Annotated in this window: 14 protein-coding genes and 2 pseudogenes; 14 read left to right on the top strand and 2 right to left on the bottom strand. The window is 33.9% G+C overall.

Features of this window, described 5'->3' with window-relative positions:
• Positions 1-237 (bottom strand): annotated as a pseudogene (locus tag ACZ9HT_RS15430) (hypothetical protein); the annotation flags it as partial.
• Between the two features lie 313 nt (positions 238-550).
• Here ACZ9HT_RS15430 and ACZ9HT_RS15425 point away from each other — a divergent pair.
• From ACZ9HT_RS15425 to ACZ9HT_RS15385, 9 genes and pseudogenes are all read left to right on the top strand, one after another.
• On the top strand, positions 551-898 hold the full coding sequence (locus ACZ9HT_RS15425) for a hypothetical protein (RefSeq protein ID WP_476041389.1): 348 nt from the start codon (positions 551-553) through the stop codon (positions 896-898).
• Positions 898-1,473, top strand: a complete 576-nt coding sequence (locus ACZ9HT_RS15420; RefSeq protein WP_476041388.1) for a hypothetical protein — start codon at positions 898-900, stop codon at positions 1,471-1,473. The genes ACZ9HT_RS15425 and ACZ9HT_RS15420 overlap by 1 nt, the downstream gene beginning before the upstream one ends.
• A 231-nt stretch (positions 1,474-1,704) precedes the next feature.
• A complete protein-coding gene (locus tag ACZ9HT_RS15415) occupies positions 1,705-3,420 on the top strand; it encodes a hypothetical protein (protein WP_476041387.1) in 1,716 nt (571 codons plus the stop codon).
• A gap of 75 nt (positions 3,421-3,495) precedes the next feature.
• Positions 3,496-5,337: a DUF8202 domain-containing protein gene (locus ACZ9HT_RS15410; RefSeq protein WP_476041386.1), complete on the top strand. Its 1,842-nt coding sequence runs from the start codon at positions 3,496-3,498 to the stop codon at positions 5,335-5,337.
• Between the two features lie 22 nt (positions 5,338-5,359).
• Positions 5,360-15,682: a toxin TcdB middle/N-terminal domain-containing protein gene (locus ACZ9HT_RS15405; protein ID WP_476041385.1), complete on the top strand. Its 10,323-nt coding sequence runs from the start codon at positions 5,360-5,362 to the stop codon at positions 15,680-15,682.
• On the top strand, positions 15,679-16,176 hold the full coding sequence (locus ACZ9HT_RS15400; RefSeq protein ID WP_476041384.1) for a hypothetical protein: 498 nt from the start codon (positions 15,679-15,681) through the stop codon (positions 16,174-16,176). Before ACZ9HT_RS15405 ends, ACZ9HT_RS15400 begins: the two co-directional genes overlap by 4 nt.
• A 14-nt stretch (positions 16,177-16,190) precedes the next feature.
• Positions 16,191-17,039, top strand: a complete 849-nt coding sequence (locus tag ACZ9HT_RS15395; protein ID WP_476041383.1) for an RHS repeat-associated core domain-containing protein — start codon at positions 16,191-16,193, stop codon at positions 17,037-17,039.
• Positions 17,039-17,398, top strand: a complete 360-nt coding sequence (locus ACZ9HT_RS15390) for an immunity 8 family protein (protein WP_476041382.1) — start codon at positions 17,039-17,041, stop codon at positions 17,396-17,398. The genes ACZ9HT_RS15395 and ACZ9HT_RS15390 overlap by 1 nt, the downstream gene beginning before the upstream one ends.
• A 181-nt stretch (positions 17,399-17,579) precedes the next feature.
• Positions 17,580-18,425: pseudogene (locus tag ACZ9HT_RS15385) on the top strand (RHS repeat-associated core domain-containing protein); the annotation flags it as partial.
• A gap of 169 nt (positions 18,426-18,594) precedes the next feature.
• Here the strand turns inward: ACZ9HT_RS15385 and ACZ9HT_RS15380 are convergent.
• Positions 18,595-18,987: a helix-turn-helix domain-containing protein gene (locus ACZ9HT_RS15380; protein WP_476041381.1), complete on the bottom strand. Its 393-nt coding sequence runs from the start codon at positions 18,985-18,987 to the stop codon at positions 18,595-18,597.
• A gap of 501 nt (positions 18,988-19,488) precedes the next feature.
• On the opposite strand from ACZ9HT_RS15380, the gene ACZ9HT_RS15375 reads away from it, so the two are divergent.
• The 5 genes from ACZ9HT_RS15375 (at position 19,489) to ACZ9HT_RS15355 (ending at position 25,730) form a co-directional block, all read left to right on the top strand.
• Positions 19,489-19,755, top strand: coding sequence for a GIY-YIG nuclease family protein (locus ACZ9HT_RS15375; protein WP_476041380.1), 267 nt, complete (start codon positions 19,489-19,491; stop codon positions 19,753-19,755).
• 70 nt (positions 19,756-19,825) lie between these two features.
• The gene (locus tag ACZ9HT_RS15370; protein ID WP_476041379.1) at positions 19,826-20,095 is read left to right on the top strand and encodes a GIY-YIG nuclease family protein; all 270 of its coding nucleotides are present in this window, start codon (positions 19,826-19,828) and stop codon (positions 20,093-20,095) included.
• A gap of 346 nt (positions 20,096-20,441) precedes the next feature.
• On the top strand, positions 20,442-21,710 hold the full coding sequence (locus ACZ9HT_RS15365) for a glucose-1-phosphate adenylyltransferase (protein WP_476041378.1): 1,269 nt from the start codon (positions 20,442-20,444) through the stop codon (positions 21,708-21,710).
• Between the two features lie 78 nt (positions 21,711-21,788).
• Positions 21,789-22,826: an SRPBCC family protein gene (locus ACZ9HT_RS15360; protein ID WP_476041377.1), complete on the top strand. Its 1,038-nt coding sequence runs from the start codon at positions 21,789-21,791 to the stop codon at positions 22,824-22,826.
• Between the two features lie 96 nt (positions 22,827-22,922).
• Complete coding sequence (locus ACZ9HT_RS15355) at positions 22,923-25,730, top strand: 2-oxoglutarate dehydrogenase E1 component (protein WP_476041376.1); 2,808 nt, start codon at positions 22,923-22,925, stop codon at positions 25,728-25,730.
• Positions 25,731-25,732: the final 2 nt, after the last annotated feature.

Here is a 25,732-nt window from a genome sequence, read left to right as displayed (position 1 = left end):
TAATTTGGGACTCACTGTTTCCTCCTTAGCATGGGAAAACAAAAGTTCAAGCTCTGCGTCTGATTTTTCGTTGATGATCTCAAAACTTAATCCAAGGACTTCAAATAACGAAATATATTTCTTTACGGTGTTTCTGGAAAGTGATAAGTAGTTACTAATAAACAACTTACTCTTTCCGTTGCTATAAAATTTAATGACTTTTCTAATTTTACTCATGTCTGTTGTTTTATTGGCCATAATCCGTATTTTTTATACGAATTTATGGTGCTAACAACATGAAAAAATCAATCGTTTTTACCTCAAAAAACCAACCAAAATCCAGGTGGTCAATTTGCTCCGAATCTTGGTGGTCACTTTGCTCCGAATCAGGTGGTCAATTTACTCCGAATTTTGGTGGTCAATTTGAGCGTTTTTTCCACCTGATCTCACTTTTCCTGAAATCACCAATGAAATTTATTATATAAAAGACTCATTATGCTATTCGCTTGGAAAAGAAAATAGCAGCAGCATTGTTCTTTCAGAAATTTCAAAAAAACAGAAACCATTTTTAGTGGAGAAAAAGAAAGAGGGCGCTCTTTTTTCAAAAGAATGGATTCCCAATTATCTTCATCGTAAAAACATCAGCGATACGGTTTTATTCAATAAAAAATACAAAAGATTTGAAGTAAACGCTGCCAAAAGTTTCTCAAGATTTTATATTTATCCAACCGACACTATTTTACCATATTCTATTTATAAGCACGCTGAAATCGACTATGGAGGAAGGTTAGAGTGTGTTGATTCCTATAATAAGGAGAAAGATGTTTTTGTCACGCTTCAACTATCACCACGAAAAAACTGGGACGAGGAAGCCAAAGAAATTTTCGAGTTTAATGAGTTTGTGAAAAAGAAAAAGTGATGAATACAAATCCAACTCTTTATACGATCGCAGAAATTTCGGAAATTTCAAAGAGCGTTTCTGTCTTAGATTATTTCCTTCATCTTGAAAAACAGAGTAAAGTAAATTTTGATAGAAAAACAGGGAACGACTATTATTTTAGGACAAACGACAATAAATTTTCAGTTTCAGAAAACCAATATTATGATTTTAAAACAGGTGAAGGCGGTCAAATAATAAAAGCAGTAATGGAATTGGAAAAAATTGAGTGGAAAGATGCGCTTGAATTTTTGAAGAATTTTAAGGGACAAGTTTCGGAACAAAATAGAGTTGCAGAAAAAAGAAAAGTAGACTTTGGAAAAAAAGCTACGCAGTTTTCTGAAGTCGTAATTACAAATTCTTTTATTCCTAATAATGAAAAGTTGGTTTCCTATTTTGAAAAGCGAGGAATATCGAAAAATATTTTAATAGAAAATACGCGACAAATCCATTATGAGTCTGCAGGAAAGAGATACTTTGGAATTGGAATCGAAAATCTTTCTCAAGGCATCGAAAATCGTAATCCATTAATGAAAAGTAAGATTGGGAGGAAATGACATTTCTAAACTAAAAGGTATCAGAGACGAAATGATTGTTTTTCAGGAATTTACAGATTACACATTAATAAATTTATTACTAATAATAATTATTTATTAATGTTTGTTAATAAATGATTATTATTTCATAAAAAAAGTTAAATTTGTGCTTGTATTTTATTTTTTTTAATATAAATATAAGTATATCATTGCTATTTAAATCATTTTAACATATTTTTATAATTAATTTGTATGAAAAAAAATTTATTTTTTCTATTGCTTTTCCTTTCTTTTTCCTGTTTTGCACAAAATGAACAAGCAATTTATTTACAACAAGAGCATGCCAGACTTGCAAGAGTAAGTAATCATGAAATAGCTATTCAGAATTATATTAGCCAAAATATAGCCTCCCATACGTTATCATCAGTAATAGTAAACAGAATATCTGCACAGAAGCATGAAGATGGAAGTGACCTTACTCAGGCTGAAATGAATGAAGTATTTCTTAATACTAAAAAACAAGAACTGAGAATGCAATATTTTAATGAAAACTCTTCGGCTGGCAATGATTATATAGCAACCGTACCAACGGAAGGAACGACTTGCTTAAATAATGGATTTGAAGATAATACCACATCTGGTTTTGCATTATATTCGGAAAATCTATATAATTCATGGGTTATTTCTAAAAATTTCCCTAATTCAACATCGGGGTTTGCTGTGGATCCTGAAATCATAACTATTGTAGATAATTCTAAAATAGATCCAATAACCAAATTATCTCGAGTTGGAGATATTGCTGATGGTAATATACACAGGGCGATACGCTTGAATAATAGTAAAGTTGGAAACAGAGATGTTTCAATGATAAAAAAAACATTTACGATACGACAAGACCAGGATAATATTACATTCAGATATGCTTTAGTTTTAGAAGACCCTCAACATCCTGGAGGATATAACCCTTACTATCAATGGCGTTTACTAGATTCAGCTGAGAACGAAATTACGCAGAATACTATAATAGCGGATAGAGATAATACCTTGGTTTTTAAAAAAATAAATAATGGGGATATTGTATATACAGAGTGGAATTGTGAAAGCATAGATGTTTCTCAGTATAGGGGACAAAACGTAACACTACAAATTATTCTTTCAGATTGTGGTTATACCGCGCACTGGGGATATGGATATTTCGATAATTTTTGTGACACAAAATGTTCAGCACCCACTTTTGGAAAAGTCGTTTTAGATCCGATGGGAATTACTTGTCCGCTACTACCTCTTACTGTATCGGGAAGTTTCATAACTCCTACTGGTTTTGAACTGGAAAAATTAACCCTTAAAGCAAAAGATCTCACAACACTTCAGTACGTGCCTTTAAGCAATCCTAATCAATATACCTTATCTGGAAATGAGTTTCGTTTTAAAGTCGTAGGGCAGGACTTATTTCCTTCGGGACAATCATCAAGTAAACAATTTGACTTTATTGTTATCGCAAGTTTTAAGCTAATTGGAGCAAGCACGTCAACTTTGGATGTTCCAAGTCAGAGCGCTAATGATGGACCAGATGTTACGTTTAACAGTGCTTGTAAAATTTGTAATGCCTGTTCATCAGAAGTAATTAATATACAATTATTTGGAAGTTGTAATGGAGGTCTAAACGATTATTATTGTGGATTTCAACAAGAAATCAATTTTAGTGCAGTTTTAGGAGCTACGACAGGAACTTATAGAATTTATAATGTGGAGGCAACCAATCCAAATCGCAATGAGGTCTCAATATATAATAGTGGGAATGAGATTCCAATAAATACGCCATCGTCTTGTTCAATTTATTGGTATTGGAACGATTATTCTTCAGAGGTCCCCACAGATATGACTGCTGATATTGATTATACTGATGCTAGTGGTAATAAAAGAACAAGTCATTTATATTTTACTGCAACAAAGAGTTATGGTAATTAAAAGACCAAAAACATTATTTAATATTTGTGAAAATTGCCAATGTTTTTTATTAAAATTAATATCCTAAATCAAAATATGAAAAAACTTTATTTATTACTTATCATTATCACATATAATCATTTTTACTCCCAGAATTTTTTTGGGAACATCCCCGATTTGGTGTTTAGAAAAGAAATAGTAAAGTTGCCTTCTGTTTCAGATACTCTTGAAGGTCATCTCATGAATTATCATTTTGTTAAGGATACTTTAACTTCGCCTTTTTTATATAATACCAAATCAAAATTAAATGACTTAAGTATTATCTATGTGGGAAACAGATTGGGAGGAGCAAACAGAACTTCACTGGGCAAAGTAGGAAGTGCAAACATCACAAGTACTGGTGTATATGATTATGGAGATACGTTATCAATTAATATCCCTATTGAACAGCCTAAAATCCTCACCTATTCCAAAAAAGATAAAAGCAGGAGTCCTTATGTCTTTTTATCACCCATCAAAAATAAAAACCTTTTCATCGCAGATCTACTTATTTTCAATAGAACCCTTTCCAACATAGAAAAGCAACAAGTTGAAACCTTTCTATCGATTAAATATGGAATTTCTATCAATTATATATCAGAAAAAAATTATCTATCCTCTGATGGTAATACGATATGGAATTTTAAGGACAACAAAAAATATGGATATCGTGTTACCGGTATTGGCAGGGATGATATTTTTCAGCTTTATCAAAAACAGTCAATGAATGCGGATAATGATGTTGTAACATTTGCCTTAAATAAAAAAGAACTATTAAACGATAATAATACCGGCTCTTTAGATAATATGGAATTTTTATTATGGGGTGACAATAATGAAGAACTTGTATATCCGGAAGAAGATTTACTCTCTACTCATTCAAAAGGTGATCTATTAAGAGTTTGGAAAGTATCGGCAAAATCAGGAGCTGGGATCAATACTTCTACTTATTTTAATCTGAAAGATGTTAACTCAGCTGCAGAAATACCAAAGCTTAAAATTTTTAGAACTTCAGAAGATTTACAAAATAATATTGCAGAATTATATTCTGGGGAAAAACATAATGATTCAATATATGTTTTTAAAAATATTACCTGGGATTTGGATCATAATGGAACTGATTATTTCACTTTAAATAATAGTCAAACCACAGGAAATGTTTCAATTAGCAGTACTTGTAGTGAACTTCAAAATGGAACAGTAAAAATAGATATACCTTCCAATATTAATGCTGTAAATTATTCTCTTTACGATAAAAAAAACAATGTATTTATTAGTAATCATGAGTCATTTAGTGCAGGTAAGATTGTAATAAATAATTTAATACCAAGTCAATACCAAATTATTATCCACAGATCAAATAATCTCCCTGAAATTATTAAAACATTTGATATGGAAGGTATATCTAATCAGAATGTAGAAGATTATTATTTATGGCAAGGAGAATCTATCGAGTTAGATATCAATTACCAAAATTACCAATACACTTTAGTTAAACCTAATGGTTCGATCATTACACACCCTCCTTTTTTATTAGAAGGGTTGGGTAACTATACTTTAAAAGTGAAAAACAGATTAGGTTGCGAAATACAGAAACAATTACGCGTTCTTAATCAAACTGATTATGCCGATCAGAATGAGAACTCATTATTTAAGGACATAAAACTTTATCCTAACCCTTCACATGATGGTATTTTCACCGTTAAAGTGGAACTCAAAGCTCCCAAACCTATTACAATTCAGGTATATAACTCTTTAGGAATATTATTAAAACAAGCGCATTATAATGATACACAGAATGTGCTTTCAACATTTTCAATTCCACCTGTTGTTGGATATTATAATGTTAAAATATTCATTCCAGAAGAATCAAAAGGTTATAACCTTCTTATCAACTAATATCCAATATTCAAATAGAAAGATGACGAATTCAAATTCTTTTTTTAATGTGAAGCATTCAGGACTTTTTTTGCTTCTTATTTCCCTGTTTTTTTCTTTTACTAACCCTAACGAAATTTTAAAGCCTGCTCATTTCTCAAAGGAAACAAAAAATCGTTTTAATCCTTTTTTATTCGGTGGACAAAAAAGCGGACAGAATTCGTTGGAGCATTTTGCTTTTCAACTTAAACATGCTAAATCTGATCAATCAAATTATGGGGCTATATCACATAAGGATAACACTGGAACTAATTTTGAGCCAACATATGAGGGAAATCTAATTTATAATAGCACAGATAATCACGAAGCAATAATTGGAAGTGAGAATAAAGAAAATTGGAATGATGATCCTGCTGATAATATTTACAATGTAAATGTACTTAATTATGACAAAAATAAACAATATACCCTTACTTATTCAGTAAAAGGATTAAGTAGTAGTTCTTCTATAACTAGGAGCATTAATCAAAGTTTTTCTTTGGGAGGATATGTTTCAATCAAATCAGATTCGTGGGTAGTTATCAAAGAGGAAATTGACCCTTCTTTAATAAATCAGGGGAGCAATCAGATCCTTTTTAATACCATAAATTCCAGTGATTTTTATCGTGTAAAAGATGTGAGTATTATTGAATCTAAAAAAAATGAAAATTCATTTTACAAAATAACTTCCAAAATTATTGCGAATGATAGAATTTATATAAAAGGATATTATAATGAAAATTCCCTCATTGAATCAATTGATATCTTAGGAAAAAAAGCATCCATAACCAAAAATGAATTTGAGTTTTTTGATTCTTACAATCAGAATGATAAAAAAGGTCTAAAAATTAAATTTACAAAAAAGAATGGAAGTGTTGTTGAAGAAAGTATTTCTAATTTTGATAAAGACAATAATGCTTTAATATATAATTATAATCTACCAGAAGAGAAAATTATTTCGAAGAGCAAACTCGGAGTATTAATTGGTTTGAGAAATATAGATCTTCCTCCTGTAGAATCCTCAATAACCAATGTAAGTAGAGATTACGGTGGTTTTCGCTATCAAAATTTTTCTGAGGAAAAAAAAACCATTCAATTGCCTTATGATAAAAATAAACTTCCCAAGGGATCTTTTGAAAGTGATATTGCCCCCTTCGGGTTTAATTATTTGCAAAAAAAATGGCAGCGATTAAAAATTGACAGTATAGATACAGAAAAAGAAGTAGTGATTTTCACCATTGAAGGAGGGGGGCAAAATGATTATGTAAATGGAATAATTAAAAACCCTGAAAGTCCTGAAACTGCATCATTCACGCCTACGACTACGAATGACATTCCAGTAGCAAATCCCACGTCAAAAATCAATATGATTTCGCCACCAACTGTTAACCAACAAGGTTCAGCAAACGTGTCTTATCCAATAGAAATTCCTTCCGGGATTAATGGTTTTCAACCATCCATTTCAATTAATTACAATAGTGATAGTAAGAGTGGAGGCTGGGCTGGACTAGGTTGGGATGTTCCGGTAGAAACTATTGATATAGACACCCGTTGGGGGGTTCCAAAATTTGATTCAATTAAAGAATCTGAAATTTATACGATTAATGGAGAACAATTGGTTTTTGATGATAATTATTTACCCAATAAGATCCCTTACAATGGGAATACCCGTGGAATTGTAGATAAACAATTTTATTTCCGAACCGGTGTGAAAGAAGGAGCGAAAATTATCAGAAAAGGAACTAGTACACAAAACTATACCTGGGAGATAACAGACAGTGACGGAAATGTTAAAAAGTATAATGATGTATTGAAAGATGGAATCGGAAATAATATACGATGGTATCTTTCCTCTATTATAAATAAATATGGGCAATCGCCCATTGAGTATATTTATGTAGATAAAACATACGATCTGGGGAAAAACACCGAAGGAATAAACAAATATTTAGAAAAAATTAAATATTCCAATAATACTACAGTAGAGTTTGATGTTAATTCATCGGTTATTGATGGTCTGAGAACACCAAATCGAAATGATATAGTTTCAAGTTATAAATTAGGAACTAAAATTTCTGAATTTAAATTATTGGATAAAATCACCGTAAAACGAGAAGATAAAAAAATAAGAGAATACCAATTGGTATATAAAACTGGTGACTTTGAAAAGACAGTACTTTCCAGTATTGTACAAAAAAACGGGAATAATGAAGAGTTTAATAGGCATAATTTCAATTACAGCAAATTTGGTGAAGATTCTTCACATTGGGATGGTGAAGATAATTATAACTTATTCTCTGAAAATACACAAACAATTTATTCTGACACGGATAAGCTAAACAATGGTTTTTTCCCTGGATCTGATATGACCTTACTTAGTGGAAACGAAGGAAAGATTTGGAACTGGAGGGGTGCACTAACGATAGGGTTTTCTAAGTCATTGGCGTCTTGGTTTTTCCCAATTACAATTGATTTTACTAAAAAAGGTACTATTGGTTTTAATTATTCTTATACCGAAAATGAAAATTTTGGTAAATCCCAACTAATGGATATCGATGGCGACGGGCTTCCTGATAAAGTTTTTTATAAAAATAATGGCACCATTGCATACCGAAAAAATCTAGGTACTTCATTCAGTTCAGGAAACCCCATTACCGTAAATGGTCTTAACAATAAGCCATTATCAAGGGGCAACTCCTACACCAATACTTTTGGCTTAGAGTATAGCTGGAAGAGTAAAGCGTCTGGAGGTATTAATTACTCAACCACAAAAACCAATTCCCCAATTTATTTTTCTGATGTAAATGGTGATGGTCTTGTTGATTTGGTTTCTTATGGACAAGTATATTTCAATAAAATTAGATCAGATAAAAACAATGTTTTCAATTCATTTTCTGCTGTCGAAGATAATTATAAAGCTTTAAATGAAACTCCCAATACGATCTTAAAAGGTATTGATGCTCCAATTACTACAGTACCAGAAGAAGAAAATACTCTTTTGTCAAATATTGTACGTGTTTGGGAAGCACCACAAACAGGAGTTGTTGATATTTCAAATGTAATTAAGCTAGAGCAAAATTCCACTAGCGGACAAGGTATTGATTTTTGGATTGAAAAAGGTGATTTAACCAGAAACAATGAATTTGGATCTATAACTCCTTCCAATGTGATTCCCAATTCTCACATTATTTTAAATAATGCCAATTCAAACAATCAATATTTACCTGATATCTTGGTGCAGAAAGGGCAAAGAATCTATATGATTGCGAGCTTAAAAGAAAAATCAGCCGGAGATAGAATAAAAATAAACTCTAATATTCAATACAGACCAAATGCAGATATACCAAATGTAAATCTTCAAGATGCTAATGGAGAGTACTTTTTTAAATTTGATGCAAGAGAATCATTTTTAGAAAGTTCATTTAAAGGAAATGCAATTGGAGATAAAGGGAATGCAAAAATCATGTGGGCAGGACTACCAAATGAAGTTTTTTCGGATGCTGTTAGTTTTAAGATTTATAAATTTGAGAAAAAAACATCGGATACTATCACACTAACTGCTCCTGTCCCAACCCTCATTTTCCATCAGAAATTACAGCGTGGTCAGTCACTGAGTGAACTTGCAACTGATGAGAATTTGATTGCAGGAGTGAATATTGAAAACTTCCCTGTCAATACCAACAGCACTGATGCAGACCCAACTATTACCTATTTGTATTTAGATGTCTCATCGGATACTAATATTGCCTGGACCAAAATAAACTGGCAGCCCAAAATACACATAGATATTCCTAATGAAGCTTCGCAAGAATATAACGCTGTTGTACAATACCGAACCTTTTCTGAAAAAATAAAAATACAGAATTTCCCACCACTAGGGAGGGAGTTTACAACAACAGATAAACGCAGATATTACCCAGCTTTTGGGGAATGTTATAATGATATCTCTATACCTGTTGCGAATTCAAGCGGGGCTGAAGTAACTTTTTCAATGAAGTTTATAAACTATTACGATAAAGTGCAAGGAAAGTTTTTTCCCGTTTATACTAAAAAAAAGAAAGTTGTTGTAAAAAATGGATGGATGGAAACACCATCCATTGACTATTACGGTTCGGCAACTTACAGTCAGTTGTTTTATGAAATACATACCGATAATTATGAAGTAGGTAAATATCTCGGTAATTTGAACCCTTATGTGAATATTGTAGATAATAACTGTTTTCTTTCTTCATCCGGAGAAAAGCTGAACTATTATTCATCGCGCTCCAATACTAAGCACTATAATCTCTTATTGGGTCAAATGTGGCAAGGTTGGGGTGGTTTGTCTTATAACGGTTCTTATAACAACTCGGTGAACTCTCCTATAAAGGAAGAAGATTTCAATCCTTCCAATTTATTCAGTGAAGATGATAATTATATTGCTGAACCTCCATGTAGTCCTCTTGCATCAGACTATGAAGATTGTCTTTTAAATTTTATAAACGCTCAAAAAAATAAAAGATATTTTACACCCCTTGAAGTGGATGCGGAAAGTCATACTTATACTTCCCCAATGGAGTCTTCTGTTCTTGATAAGGAATACTTGCAGCCTTATAATTTAATGGCACACAAACCATCTCAAACTTTTGAAGGAGCTCCTAAATCAACAACCGCTAATCCTTTGGCTATTATAACCCACTCGAAAGGTTGGAGCCTTAATATGTATGGTGGTTTTTCAATACCTGGTACCTCATTCAATGTTGGCGGTAACGGAGGATATTCCAAAGACAATACTTCTGAATTTTTTCAAGATTTTAATGGTGATTCTTATCCGGATATTATTATAGAAAACCAATATTACAAAACTGATATTACTGGTGCCCTTACTGCTCCGGAAACATTGAAATCAGCTAAAATAATTGTAAATCAGACATACAATGCAGGTTTGAATGGTGGGTATAGTAACAGTATTAACTCCACTAAAGCTTCCAATAATTCTCAAACTGATTTCAATTCATCCGGTGAAAAATCTTCTCATACAGGAACTTCTGCAAATTCAGCTGGAGTAAGTGCCAATCTATCTGTAGGTGCCTCTTGGTCTGGGAATAATAATATTTGGCTCGATATAAATGGAGACGGATTAATGGATTATATATCCAATGGTCAAGTATATGTTAACAATGGAAATGGTTTTGAGCTGGAGGACTGGAATATAGGCTCTGATGTGTTCAAAAATGAAACTGTCGCGGTTTCAGGTGGCGGCGGCGTTAGTATAGGTGGCGGAAGTTGGGTGATGGGAGTAGGCAAAAACCTGTCCTCCTCAGCTACCCAAGTTATTTTTATTGATATGAATGGTGACGGATTATTAGATAAATTGAAAAAACATAATAATCATCTTTATCTTTATATTAATACGGGTAAAAAGATAAGCGATACCTTCGTTGATCTAGGGGAAATAAATGCAGGAATTAACACCCAGAATTCATCTGGTTTTAATGCTTTTGGAACCATCTGTCCCGTTATTTTTAAAATTAAAGTGTGTGTATCTTTGGGGGGGAACAAGGATCAATCTACTAACAGGCAAACGACAGATTTACGGGATTTTAATGGAGACGGGCTACCTGATATACTGGTATCTTATAATGACACCCAAATGACTGTAATTTCAAATCAGTCGGGTAAATTAAATTTATTAACTTCAATTGAAAATCCATTAGGTGGCAGAATGAAACTAACTTATGATAATATAAGTTCGTTGTCTCAAAAGAAAATAGGGAATACCTATCAAATGCCATTTACAAAGCAGGCATTGGTGAAACTAGATATTGATGATAATGAATCTACTGCGAATATTCTTGCACGAACGAACGAAAATCGACCTGTTTATTATAAACATTATTTTTTCGATTATGAAAACGGAGTGCAAGATAGAAGAGAACGCAATTTCTTGGGCTTTGGTAAAGTAACGACAAAAGATATGACAGGGATTACCCAAGTTACAGAATATGAAACCAATTATACCAATCAGTCTGATTTTTATGTGCCTTATGACAGTACTTCTGTCAGAAAATATTTTTATAAAAAAGGACTGATAAGATCTACCTATACTTTGGACAGTATAGGCGGACAAAGGGAAAGACAAAGAGTTAATTACACTTATCGTTATTTCGATCAAACGGCAGACAGTTATATTTTAACTGAAAGACAAACAGAACCTCAGTTCAAAGATATCGGAAGAATCATTCCATTCTTATTTAAAACTGAAAGTATCACGACCGAATATTCAGGAACGGGCCACCATAGTAAAACAGTCATCTCAACCGTTAATAAATATGACAAATACGGTAACGTAACAAAATATACCGATTTGGGTAGTAATCCTACCAATACTTCCGATGATCTTATTGTTTCTATTGTTTATCATCCGGTAAGTACAAACAATATGGGTGGTATTCCTCAACAACATATTGTTACAAATTCGAGCAATACGGTTCTAAGAAAATCCGAGACTGAAATAGATACTAAAGGTGAGATAACAAAAATCAAACGTTTTATTGGTGATAATTTTGCAGAATATAAATATGAATATAATTCTTATGGCAATCTTACAAAATCGATCTTTCCTAAAAACGAAGATGAGTTGGAAACTGATCGGATGTTCTATTCTTATGAATACGATCCAACTTATCATACTTATTTAACCAAAGTATCTGATGCCCGAGGTTTATCCAGTAGCACAACTTATGATACCAATTATCTGTTTGGAGTTCCAAAAACAGTTACAGATGCTAATAACAGTGTCGTTACTTATACCTATGATTCTTTTGGGCGTTTAACTGAATATAGAGCACCTACAGATTACAACTGGACTATCAAATTATCTTATTATAAATTAGGGGATTTGAATTCCAAAGTTGCGGTTACGGAAAAGAGAGCTCCAATAGTAAATGGTATTGTACCTTCTTTAAATTATTTCAGCAGTGTTTATGTCAATAATTGGGGTGAAGAACTTTCTACGAAGAAATTGTATGGTGGAATTGCCAACAACTATATCTATACCTACACTAAATCACCGCTTAAAGATATTAAAGGGCGAACTATAAAGAGCTTCATCAATAAATTAGCGACCCAAGAAACAGGAAGTATTTTAGATGCAATGAAAAACTTTAGGCCACAAGATAATCAAATGTTGAATGCAGATGAGTTTAAGAATTTTTATGTCAATTACAAATATGATGAACTTGATAGACCAATAAAAGCCATTCAAAATGCTGTATTAACTTACGAAGGAATTAAACCCTTAACAACAGAAACCCAATACGGATTTGGTGCAGATCGTAATGGAATTATTCAGTTTACCAAGAAAACAATTTCTCCAAAAGGGTTGGAAAGTTTAGTTTATACCGATGAAAAAGGAAGAACTACTGCAACAAAACAAATTGGTGATAACAAAAACCTTTGGGTAAGTTATGCGTATGATCTTTTAAACCAACTTATGGAAGTAGAAGATCAAAATTCTAATAAAATGGAATTTACTTACGATCAATTGGGCAGAAGAACATCTGAAAAACATCCAGATGCTGGATTAATGACCTATGAATACGATTACAACAATAATCTTATTTATATGGACAATACCGTTCTCCGAGATCTTAACCAAAATATTTCCTACCAATACAAATTCAACAAACTCACGAAAATTGTATACCCAAATTATAACGTAACCTACGAATATGGCGCTGTAAATGAACCAGATTTTGGAGCAGGAAGATTGATAAAACAAACCGATCACACCGGAATTCAATTTTTTAAATACAATCAATTAGGGCAAATTGTAGAAAATAGAAGGTTTATGGTCGCTCCAGATGTAGATGCCAAACTATTTAAAACAAGTTACACCTACGACCTCTATAACAGGATCAATAAAATCGTTTATCCTGATAGCGAAGAAGTATTCTACAATTACACCCCTTTCGGATTATTGAATAATCTTAAAAGTAAAGCTCCAGGAGCAACAGCTCAAGAGCCAATAATTTCAAATATTCTATATAATTACAATGAACAGACTTTAGAAACTACGGCAGGAAATGGTACTAAAACCCAGTACGATTACGATTCTTGGGGAAGGTTAGAAGAAATGGCACTACAAGGAATATCAACACAGTTGAAAAAAAACCAGTACCTGTTCGATAAAGACAATAACGTTGCAAGTGTTACCACCGCAGTACCAATGACTGGAATGTTTGCACAAAATGACATTTCTATTGGTGCTGTAAAAACATTTGAATACGATGGTTTCAACAGACTGAAAAAATCAACAATTAAAGCAACTGGAAAAACAGGTAGAAAATTTTATCAGCTAGATATGGCATATAATGACATGCATGGTATAGCCAATAAAGATTCCCGTTGGAAAGAATTTAATACGACTGCGTGCCAAAACCCAAATGCCGCAGGAAATAAATCAGTTTACAATTATAGTGACCTCAATCATCCTAATGCCGTGAGTTCCATAGAATTTAATTCCCCTAATTCTGGCGTAAACTTCATTACACCTTGGGATTGTGGAAGTGGAGTAAATATATTAGCTGTGCCTACCACCGAATTATATTCCTATGATGCAAATGGGAATATGACAAAAGTTGTAAATGGGAACGATGGCTTATTAGGAGAAATCGGTTCAGAACCAGTAGAAGACATCAAAAGAAAACTCTTCTGGGATGCCCAGAACCGACTAAAAGGTATTACTGAACAAACTGCTTTTCACCATTATGTCTATGATGAAGATGGACAGAGAGCCTTAAAAAGCGAGGGCGCGTCAAGAGGTTTGCGCACCGATGGAAACCTTCGGCCTGGTCCTAACCCTACTATTATGGGACCTTACAACTATTACCCGAATGGATATATGGTGATGAACGAAAGACAAGTAAGTAAACATTATTATATTGGTAGTAATAAAATTGCAGCAAGAGTGAGCGAAACGCCATCGCACGGATTTTTAGCACCTTCTAATTCAGAACTATCCGATCTTTCAGGTGCTTTAAAATTAGAAGCAGATGATATTGTAGCAGAAGCTGGATTGAATCCGATTTTATGGCATCCTATTTTTATCGGCGGAATCGATTTTGAGAGTGAAGAAACCTGTGCAGCAGAGATCTTGGCCGAAGCAGAAAAATATTCCCCAAAATCTACTTGCTACAAAAAATTGATGAATGGGTATAATGATGCACTAATTAATGGGACAAAAGAAGGAAGTTTCTGTACCTTTTGGCACAATTTCCAATTGGATGATTGTATGGCAAATCAACCAACGGAAGAATTGAAATACCAAACTTATTGGGTGCATCCCGATCATTTGGGAAGTTCATCTGTCATCACGAACCAAAGTGGCAATACCACCAATTGGTATGAATACATGCCATTTGGAGAAATGTTGATGGAGCAAAGCAATAATTCTTACAATAATCCGTATAAATACAACGGAAAAGAATTAGACGAAGCCACGCAATTGTACTATTATGGAGCGAGGTATATGGATCCAAAGACGAGTATTTGGTTATCTGTTGACCCATTAGCGGTGTATAATCCTGTAATGGAAACCGAGTTTTATGGTGATGGGCAACACAACGGGGGTGTCTTTTATTCTGGTAACTTAAATCCTTATATTTATACTTATCAGAATCCGATAAATTACGTCGATCCCAATGGTAAGCAGAATTATTTTATGACGCCAACATCTACTTACAGTAGCAAAAACATTACTTATCTACCTTCTAAAGTAAGAACAGCAGGATTTGCAATAAGAAATCCATGGGCGGCAGCTAGAATTGGAGAATATAAAAGAGGGAGTGATAATATTTCTAGTATATCTACTAGATTTGGCACTACTGGAGGAATATTAGATTTAAATAAAGATAATAAAGGGAGGTCTTTTGATGAAGGTTCAGAACGTGGAGCATTTCGACATACTATCTGGCAAGCTGAGATAACGAGAGCTTTTAGTTCAAATATAGCAGAGCAAGCAGGAAATTCGCATGAAGATAATCCAAATGTAGATTTGTCTAGTAGGACATTTGACAATATAGAAAATGCTGACCAGACAGCAGATTTGTTAAATAATATAATTGGTAGAAAAATAGGTAATGCCAAAGCTATAAGTAATTTGACGGAAGATGTTTTAGAAGAATTTAAAACAAATGGGTTATTTCAAGCAAAACAAAATAAAAATGGAACCTGGAATGTTTCTAAAGAAAAATTGTCACCTGCAAAATACCAACAATATAAAGAAAGATTAAATGATATGAATTACAAAGGTAGAACAGCAGAGGAACAAAAAAAGTTAAAATGAAAAATAGAACATTAAACTATTATCTTCTTTTAGGATTATTATCTATTTCTCTTATCAGTTGCAAAAAAGATAATTTGTATAGTGTTGTTCATGAAAAATATTCTAACTGTGGCTATAATAAAGAGAAATGTATAATAGATTTTGATAAGGATTTAAAGGGGTTAATAAAAGAAAATTGGGATAGAATTTATATACTGAATGGGTCATATCCTACAGAAATCAATTCATTAAATGGGAAAGATGATTTTTTATTCAGTGAGACAATGCCAAAAATACTTTTTGTCAATGATAAAAAAGTCGTATATCAAGAAGGATATGATACAAATATGGGACAAGATAGAACGGGATTGTTATTAGACTACAATTTACATCCATATATAATTATTAGTCGAAAAAACTCTAAATTTTTTATTTTTCCAATGGAGAAAGATGAAATTCATTATGTTAAAAATGCATTGTACATAAAATGGTTTAATTCAACGGAAAAGAATTAGATGAAGCCACGCAATTGTACTACTACGGAGCAAGATCTTGCAACCCAAGGTTATCGATTTGGTATGGTGTAGATCCACTAGCAGTGTACAATCTAGTAATGGTAACCGATTTCTACGGCGATGGGCAACATAATGGTGGAGTATTTTATTCAGGTAATTTGAATCCGTATATTTATACTTATCAGAATCCGATATTGTATGTAGATCCAAATGGTAAGCAGAATATTGCTAGTCGTCTTTTCGGTTTTTTTATTCCTCCAATTAATCCAGGAAATTCTCCTTTAATGCAAATGCAGCATGGTTTATTATTTCAAAAAGTTGGAGCTGCAGGTGCAGGTATAGTTGGAGACTATGCAACTGGGGGAGCATTAGATAAATTATTTCTTGCTTATAGTGCCGGAAGTGCAGTTCATAGTATGGAAATGCAATCATATTGGAGAGATAGAGGAAATGAAGCAGCAGCTAAAAAATACGAACAAGAAGGAGCAGATGCAACGGCAAATCTAACATTATATGGAGCTGGAGCTGGAGCAGTGAGAGGAGTTAGAGAAATTAGAAACGCTGTAAGACCAGGTCTTAATTATGGACAAAAATTAGGCATTATCCGAGAGGCGTTGCAAGGTGAAGGAAATTTTGGGTTGGGGGTTGCTACAGAAAAAGAAGCTATGCAATTAGGAAAAGATTTTGTTGGTAAAGGATATAGAACTAATTCCGATGGTTCTTTGGGAAGTCCTGATGGGTTAAGAGAATTTAGACCACCATCAAATAAACCTAAATTAGGAACAACGCAAGCAAATTTCAAAACTCGGGAAACTCCAAGTGGAAAATGGCAAAATAATGGGCATCTAGATATTAAAAAGTAATGAAAGCAGAACTTAAGGGATTTCATAGTCCTGACATTTATGATTTAGAAGGATTTAATCCTTTAGAAAAAGACCATTTTTGTTTCTATTTGGAAATGTCAGTTAGTCCAAAAAATAATGAAGGATCTGAACAATTTGGAATTACAATATGTACTCCAAAATGGTTGATTGATAATAAAAATGAAAATGATATTATCTTTGGTAGACATTATCTAATTGTTTTTGAATATAATTACAGTAAAATCTATAATTTTATAAAAATTTATATTGAGAATTTAGAAGAGGATAATTGGGATAAATTAGCAGAAAAAATAGCACGAATTGCCTATTGGGAATTTGAAGATTATCAAGAATATTAATTTTAGAGTACATAATTTGGGAAGTTTCTTCCGTTATCACTAATCATCAGGAACAACAACCAATTGGTATAAATACATGCCATTTGGCGAAATGCTGATGGAGCAAAGCAGTAGTGAGTACAATAATCCGTACAAATATAATGGCAAAGAATTAGACGAAGCCACGTAATTATATTATTACGGTGCGAGGTATATGGATCCAAAGACGAGTATTTGGTTGTCCGTGGATCCGCTGGCGGAGACCACGCCAAGCTGGAGTCCATACGCTTATGCGTTCAATAATCCAGTGCGGTACATTGATCCCACAGGAAGGCAAAATGAAGATTGGGGAAGAAAAGGGAATCAGTGGGAATGGAAAGATAACATAACAAAAGACAATTATAAATCTCTTGGTTATGATGCTTATTCTAATGGGAATGATGCAAACTCTACTTATCAATCGGGTGATCATTGGGTGCAATTAGGAACAGAAAAAAATAAATGGAGCTATACAAGTAACCCTAATAAAGAAAGTGTACCAAGTGATATCGAAGGATATAGAGCGTATCAATCATATCAAGGTTATCACAAAGGGGAAACTTTTTGGGAACATACTTTCAGAGGTATGGGAAATGCAGTTAGAGATTCTAAAATGGATTTTGCTGATGGATTAATGTTCACAGGAAACGCAGGAAGAGTAGTTGAAGCGTTGGAAGCAACGGAGAAAACATCTTCACTATTGCGAGTTGATCAGCATGTGACTGCAGAAGAATTTTCTACATTCTCCACAACAAGCAAAATTCCAAGATCAAATGTGTTATTTAATAATCCAAATGGATTTTCCGACATTAATTTAACCCACTGTGCGGAATTTGACGTAAATCCTGATATTTTAAAACTGAAAGATGCTACAAGGAGTTGGTATCAAGTTCTTACTAACACAAAAATTTATCAGAAATTGTTTGAAGCAAAGGGAATTCAAATGCAAGAAGCAACAGGAAGTAATATAAAATTAAAAACTCCCTCGCTTTTGCGAGAGAGTTTTTAGTTTACAGCGCAACATTTTGCTGTACAAACTCTTTAAATTTTTCCCCTCTCCGCAAAGTTTGTAACTTTGAGGGATACTACAAAACATATCTGCATTATAAGTAACAAATGTGTATTATAGTTTACATTGTATTTTTTCTAAATTTAGAATAGGTTTAAATAAAAAGACATTATAGTGCTGCTACATTTTTCTGCAAGAAGTCTTTAAATTTTTTGGTTGTAAGCATTTTATCAATGATTTTAAAGACGGTGCTTTTATCATCTTCATCTAATTGCTGGATGAGTTCCATCTGTTCCAAAGTAGATTTATCTTCAATTACAATCTCTTTTGGGCTGAAATTTTCGTTGTAATTGATGATTTGATCGGTTGTAAGATTAAAAAGATAAGCCATTTTATTAAGTTCTGATACGGTAACTTCCCTTAAACCCTTTTCAATTTTGGAATAAGTAGATTTATCTACACCAATGTGCAAAGCCACTTCCTTTTGCATAAGCCTTTGCTTCTCACGAACTGTTTTAATATTGTTTGCTAAATCTATAGAACAAAAATAGAGAAATATCAAGATGGGCTTTAAGAGAATTTGACAGGCTGAAAGATCGGAAATAACGTGTATTAGTCATTACTTAATTTGATGGAAGATAGCTGTTTTATATTATTTCTTCAACAAAATACCAAAAATACAATCTCCAAACCAAAAATTATCGAGCTGTATTTACGTTGGACTTCATATACGAAATACGAATTGAATTACAATTTAATTAGTACAGGATGTCAAAATCATATCATTGTTTAAAGGGGAATGGATCAAAATAAATAGACTTGATTATCTGCTAATTGAGTCTTGTGTATTAAAAAAGTGAAATGAATATTTGGAAAGAATTAAAAATGACCTATATTTGCACCAGTAAAAACGAAGCTCTTTATTATGTTTGTAAAAGTGACCTATTCGGTGACCTAGTAAACAAAAGAACAGCATAAAGCGTATGGATAGGTTTTTTTCTGAAAAAGTACAAATCCCGTCCGGATCGCAAAGTCTCTCAATTTATTGGGAGACTTTTTTAGTATGAAATATTACGTTTATATTCTTTACTCTGCATCGCTGGATGTTTACTACAAGGGATTTTCCACAGATGTAGCAAAGAGATTGGAATACCATTTAAATTCACAGCATAAATTTACATCCGCTACTCGAGACTGGGTGATTGTTTATGTGCGAGAATTTATCGATAAGTCAGAAGCTTTAAAAGAAGAACGACGATTGAAGAAACTTAACCGTAAGTCCATAGAAAAATTAATTAGAGAGAATGCTGACCTGTCATCTCGTCCTTAGACGAGACGGGTTTGAGTCCTTTCATTCTTCAGACAAGACATAGTCTCTCAATTTATTGGGAGACTTTTTTATGATGAAGTATTACGTTTATATTCTTTACTCTGCATCGCTGGATGTTTACTACAAGGGATTTTCTACAGATGTAGCAAAGAGATTGGAATACCATTTAAATTCAGAGCATAAATTTACATCCGCTACTCGAGACTGGGTGATTGTTTATGTGCGAGAATTTATCGATAAGTCAGAAGCCTTAAAAGAAGAACGACGCTTGAAGAAACTTAACCGTAAATCCATAGAAAAATTAATTAGAGAGAATGGCGACCTGTCATCTCGTTCTTAGATGAGACGGGTTTGAGTCCTCTCGTCTAAGGACGAGACAAAGTCTCTCAATTTATTGGGGGACTTTTTTATGATGATAATTTAAAATTCTTAATTTATCAAATCTAAGATCTCAGATTAAAGAATTACGGCTGTAAATTTCAGTTGGAACTTAAGATTACCAATTATTATTTAGGCTGATTGGATGAATTTATCAAATACTGCTTTTTAATTCAACAAACCTTTCAAAAATCATCATCAGATCTTTAAAAACCCGCGATAATCCCCAAATTATATTTTGATTAGTGCTTAAAAAATGGTAATATTGTTAGAGATCAAAAAATCTAACAAAAAATAAACACATTTCTATGAAAGCTAACGTCATCTCAATTGTACTCGGCGGTGGGAGAGGCACTCGACTATTTCCTTTAACTTATTCCCGCTCTAAGCCCGCAGTTCCAATTGCAGGAAAATACAGGCTGGTTGATATTCCTATTTCTAACTGTTTAAATTCGGGGTACAATAAAATCCTGGTTTTAACCCAGTTTAATTCGGCTTCTTTAAATTCGCATATTAAAAACTCTTACCACTTCGACATATTCAGCCGTGGTTTTGTAGATATTTTAGCCGCAGAACAAAATGTAGAAAACGATCAGTGGTATCAGGGAACTGCCGATGCAGTGCGTCAATCTATGAAGCATTTAGATAAGTATGATTACGATTATATTTTGATCCTGTCCGGAGATCAGCTTTACCAAATGGATTTTCGGGAATTGATCGATTTCCACTGCAAGAATGAAGGCGATATTACGATTGCCACAATTCCTGTAAAAGCGAAGGATGCTCCCGGTTTTGGTATTTTAAAATCCGATGATGATGGAAATATAACTTCTTTCATTGAAAAGCCAAATTCTGATATTCTTAACGATTGGAAATCCGAGGTTTCCGAGAAAAGCAGATCGGAAGGCAAAGAATATCTGGCTTCGATGGGAATATATGTTTTCGGTAAAGAAGTTTTGAAAAAAATGTTCTCCGAAGATCCTGGTGACGATTTTGGTGGGGAACTGATTCCGAATGGAATTGGAACCTATAAAACACTCAGCTTCCAATACGATGGTTACTGGACAGATATTGGAACCATAGATTCTTTCTTCGATGCCAATATTGATCTGACGAGGGATTTCCCAAAATTTAATCTTTTTAGCAATGCACCGATTTATACGAGAGCGAGAATGCTTCCACCTTCCAAAATTCTAGGTTCATATGTGAGTAAAGCGATCTTTGGCGACGGTTGCATCGTTATGGCAGATAAGATCGAAAATTCGATCGTAGGAAATCGCAGCAGAGTTGATAAAGGAAGTACTTTAATGTGTACTTACATGATGGGTGCAGATTCTTATCAGGATACCAAAGAAATTATCTCCAATGATCAGCATGGAATTCCGAATCTTGGAGTAGGAAAATACTGCTACATTGAGAACGCAATTCTGGATAAAAACTGTAGAATCGGAAATAATGTCCGCATCATTGGCGGGAAACACTTGCCGGATGGTGACTACGATAATCATTCGATCAAAGATGGAATTGTAGTCGTGAAAAAGAACGCGACAATTCAGCCAGGCACGATTATTCCTTAAAATTTTAATTAAGTACAAAACACGGCAATATTTTTATCGCCGTGTTTTTTTATGCCTTAGATTTTGTATTTTTGCCGCATGCGTTGGTTAAAGTACGGGACTGTAATTGTCCTTTTTTTATTGGCAATCTATGCCGTTTCTATGTCGTTTGTATCGGAAAGTAAAAACTTTACTATCGAGAAGGAAATTAATTATCCTGTGGAGAAGGTTTTTCCGCAATTTAGCAATCTGCAGAATTTCAGCAGTTGGAACGCTTTCTTTTCTGATAATGATAAATTGACCTTCGACTATTTTACACCATACGAAGGACAGGGCAGTTCGATGTCTTACCACGATAAAAAAAACGACGAAGTTTTCGGGGATCTGTTTATTCGGTATGCAAATCCAAATAAAACTTTAAGATATCAACTTTTTGAAGGTAAAAAGAGTAATCCTTATGGTATTGAAGTCAAATTTAAAGGCGAAAATGGCAAAACCAGAATTACGTGGTTTATCAGAACTCCTAAACAGCCTTTTTTAAAAAGGTCTCTCAATTTACTTTCCGAAGATTATATTGCTGATCAGATCGATAAAAGCATGAAAAACCTGTTTAGCAATCTGGGAAATAAAGTGGATCAGGAAAAACAGCGTGAGAGTATAAAATTCGACAGTTTGATGGTTGAACAGCAAGATAGTCAATTACTTTTGGGTGTTAATGTAAATTCCAAGAATGATAAAAATGCTTTGTTCAAAAATATCATCATGAACCATAACAAAGTTCTGAATTACGTGAAGATGGATCTGGGTAAAAAAAACGACGAATACGGTCAACCCATCCTGATCACCGATGCAGATAATTTTAAGGATAAAGAAGTTTCTTACTACTATGGCATTCCGCTTTCCAAAAAAATGGGTGTGTCCGATAATAATTTTAGTTTTCGAACCATTAACGCATCCAAAATTTATGTCATGTATTACCGCGGTCCTTATCCCGGTAGGATAAAATCTATTCAGGAGCTTCTTTTACAGGCGAAAAAAGATACGTTGCGAACTGGTGATCTGCAGCAAACTTTTTTAGAGGAGCCAAGAGAAGAAAATAATACCGTAATTAAATTGTCACTGCCCGTTTTCAGATAATTAATTTAACTTTTTTTAAGGCTTTTTCCTCTTAGTACCTCACTTATTTTTGCTAAATTTGTCTTTTAAATAAAATAAAGAGTTAATCTGTAAAAAATGGACAAATTTTCATTCCTGAATGCTGCACATTCGCAGTTAATAGAAGACTTATACCAGCAATATTTAAAATTTCCCGATTCACTTGAGCCTTCCTGGAAAGCATTTTTCCAGGGATTTGATTTTGCCCTAGAGAATTATAACGACGATATTCCGAACAATTCTTCGACTTCTTCCGTGCAAAATGCGGCTCCTGTTAGCAATCAGATTATTTCTAAAGATCAAATTCCAGAAGAAATTAAAAAGGAATTTAAGGTTTTAAACTTAATTGAAGCGTACCGACAAAGAGGTCACTTGTTCACCAATACCAATCCTGTTAGAGAAAGACGGCACTACGAACCCACTTTAGATATTGAAAATTTTGGACTTTCCAATGCTGACTTAAATACCAAATTCAATTCTGCCACCGAAACAGGAATGCCTGCCGTGGCGACTTTGCAGGAAATTATCAATCACCTCGAAAAGATTTATTGTGAATCCATTGGCGTGGAGTATATGCACATTAACAACGTTGACGAAAAGAAGTTCATAAGAGAATGGATCACGGTCAACGAAAATCACGCGCAACTTTCTGCACCCGAAAAAACGGAGATTTTAGAAAAATTGAATCAGGCTGTTGCTTTCGAAAATTACCTGCATACTAAATTTGTTGGGCAGAAAAGATTTTCACTCGAAGGTGGCGAGTCTTTAATTCCAGCCTTAGATCAGCTGATCACGCGTTCTTCTCAATTGGGTGTTGATGAGGTTGTTTTAGGGATGGCTCACCGTGGAAGATTGAGTGTTTTGACTAATATTTTCGGAAAATCCTACAAACAAATATTTTCAGAATTCGAAGGAAAAGAATTTGAAGAAGATGTGTTTTCCGGTGATGTGAAATACCATTTAGGATCTTCAAAAAAAATAAAGACAGAATCAGGCGAAGAAGTTTCCATCAATCTAACTCCGAATCCATCGCATCTGGAAACTGTTGCGGCGTTGGTAGAAGGAATTTGTCGCGCAAAGGTTGATAATAAATACAAAGATTACAAAAAAGTTTTACCCATTGTTATTCATGGCGACGGCGCACTTGCCGGACAGGGAATTGTGTACGAGATCGCGCAAATGATGACTTTGGAAGGCTATAAAACAGGGGGAACCATTCACATTGTTGTGAACAATCAGGTTTCCTTTACCACCAATTATTTAGATGCTCGTTCTTCTGTATATTGTACAGATATTGCGAAAGTGACTGAATCTCCAGTAATGCACGTGAATGCAGATGATGTTGAAGCTGTTGTTCATGCGATTAGATTTGCTGCAGATTTCCGCGCGCAATTTGGCAAAGATGTTTACATCGATTTACTGGGTTATCGGAAATATGGACATAATGAAGGTGATGAGCCAAGATTTACTCAGCCGCATTTGTACAAGTTGATTTCAAAACATCCGAATCCGAGAGAAATTTACAAAGAGCAGTTAATTAAAGAAGGAACTGTTTCTGAGGAAGTTTTAAAGGAAATGGAATCTAAATTCAAAGCCCTTTTAGATGACAATTACGACGCTTCAAAGGAAATCGTAAAAAACACAATGGATGTTTTTATGTGTGATGACTGGGTCAATTATCCACTAAGTCCGAAAGATGCAATGCAGAAACCGGTCAATACAGGATATGATTTGGAAGAGCTGAAAAAACTCGCCATCAAAATGACAACTTTGCCGGCAGATAAAAAATTTATTTCCAAGATCACGAGGTTGTTCGATAACCGTTTGAAAATGATCGATTCGAACTCTTTGGATTGGGCACTTGGCGAATGGTTGGCTTATGCAACTTTATTGACGGAGGGAAATAACATAAGAATTTCTGGTGAAGATGTGGAGCGGGGAACTTTTTCTCACCGCCACGCCGTTGTTAAAACAGAAGATGCAGAGGAAGAATATATTCCTTTAAGACATATTTCAGATAATCGTTTTGATATTTATAATTCCCACCTTTCCGAGTATGGAGTGCTTGGTTTCGACTACGGTTACGCCATGTCCTCGCCAAATACTTTAACGGTTTGGGAAGCTCAGTTTGGTGATTTTGTAAATGGAGCTCAAATTATTGTCGATCAGTATTTGGTCGCTGCAGAAGAAAAATGGAAGATCCAGAATGGTTTGGTCATGCTTCTTCCGCATGGTTTTGAAGGACAGGGTGCAGAGCATTCTTCCGCAAGACTAGAAAGATTTTTAGGTCTTTGTGCAAACGAAAATATGACGGTTGCCAATGCAACAACTCCGGCAAATTATTTCCACTTGTTGAGAAGACAGTTGAAATGGAATTTCAGAAAACCATTGATCGTTATGACACCGAAATCTTTGCTTCGTCACCCGAAAGTAGTTTCTCCGTTAGAAGATTTTGCAAACGGAGCGTTTCAACCGATCATTGATGATGCTGCAGCAAAAGAGGATAAAATTGAAAAATTGGTTTTATGTTCCGGCAAGATCTACTACGAATTGTTAGCTAAAAAAGAAGATTTAAACTGTGAGAATATCGCTTTGGTGAGATTGGAGCAAATGTATCCAATTCAGGAAGATAAGATTCAGGAGATATTCGCAAAATATAAAAATAGAAAGCACCTTCTTTGGGTACAAGAAGAACCGGAAAATATGGGAGCTTGGAATTATATTTTAAGAACGTTCCGTGATACAGGAATTCAGGTTATTTCGCCGGTTGCGAGTGGATCACCAGCGCCGGGAAGTCATAAAATGTTCGAGAGAAATCAGAACAGTGTTATTAACAGAGTTTTTGACAGAGACGACGAGCCTGCAAAAAGACCGGTAACAGCTTAGTT

It is taken from the genome of Chryseobacterium sp. UYP7 (assembly GCF_056279225.1).
This window is presented reverse-complemented; position numbering and strand designations above follow the sequence as displayed.

What these genes read in the sequence shown, in the direction of transcription:
- ACZ9HT_RS15400 (WP_476041384.1), top strand. Translation starts at nt 15,679, where the DNA reads ATGAAAAATAGAACATTAAACTATTATCTTCTTTTAGGATTATTATCT.
- ACZ9HT_RS15355 (WP_476041376.1), top strand. Translation starts at nt 22,923, where the DNA reads ATGGACAAATTTTCATTCCTGAATGCTGCACATTCGCAGTTAATAGAA.
- ACZ9HT_RS15405 (WP_476041385.1), top strand. Translation starts at nt 5,360, where the DNA reads ATGACGAATTCAAATTCTTTTTTTAATGTGAAGCATTCAGGACTTTTT.
- ACZ9HT_RS15360 (WP_476041377.1), top strand. Translation starts at nt 21,789, where the DNA reads ATGCGTTGGTTAAAGTACGGGACTGTAATTGTCCTTTTTTTATTGGCA.
- ACZ9HT_RS15420 (WP_476041388.1), top strand. Translation starts at nt 898, where the DNA reads ATGAATACAAATCCAACTCTTTATACGATCGCAGAAATTTCGGAAATT.
- ACZ9HT_RS15415 (WP_476041387.1), top strand. Translation starts at nt 1,705, where the DNA reads ATGAAAAAAAATTTATTTTTTCTATTGCTTTTCCTTTCTTTTTCCTGT.
- ACZ9HT_RS15410 (WP_476041386.1), top strand. Translation starts at nt 3,496, where the DNA reads ATGAAAAAACTTTATTTATTACTTATCATTATCACATATAATCATTTT.
- ACZ9HT_RS15390 (WP_476041382.1), top strand. Translation starts at nt 17,039, where the DNA reads ATGAAAGCAGAACTTAAGGGATTTCATAGTCCTGACATTTATGATTTA.
- ACZ9HT_RS15365 (WP_476041378.1), top strand. Translation starts at nt 20,442, where the DNA reads ATGAAAGCTAACGTCATCTCAATTGTACTCGGCGGTGGGAGAGGCACT.
- ACZ9HT_RS15370 (WP_476041379.1), top strand. Translation starts at nt 19,826, where the DNA reads ATGATGAAGTATTACGTTTATATTCTTTACTCTGCATCGCTGGATGTT.
- ACZ9HT_RS15375 (WP_476041380.1), top strand. Translation starts at nt 19,489, where the DNA reads ATGAAATATTACGTTTATATTCTTTACTCTGCATCGCTGGATGTTTAC.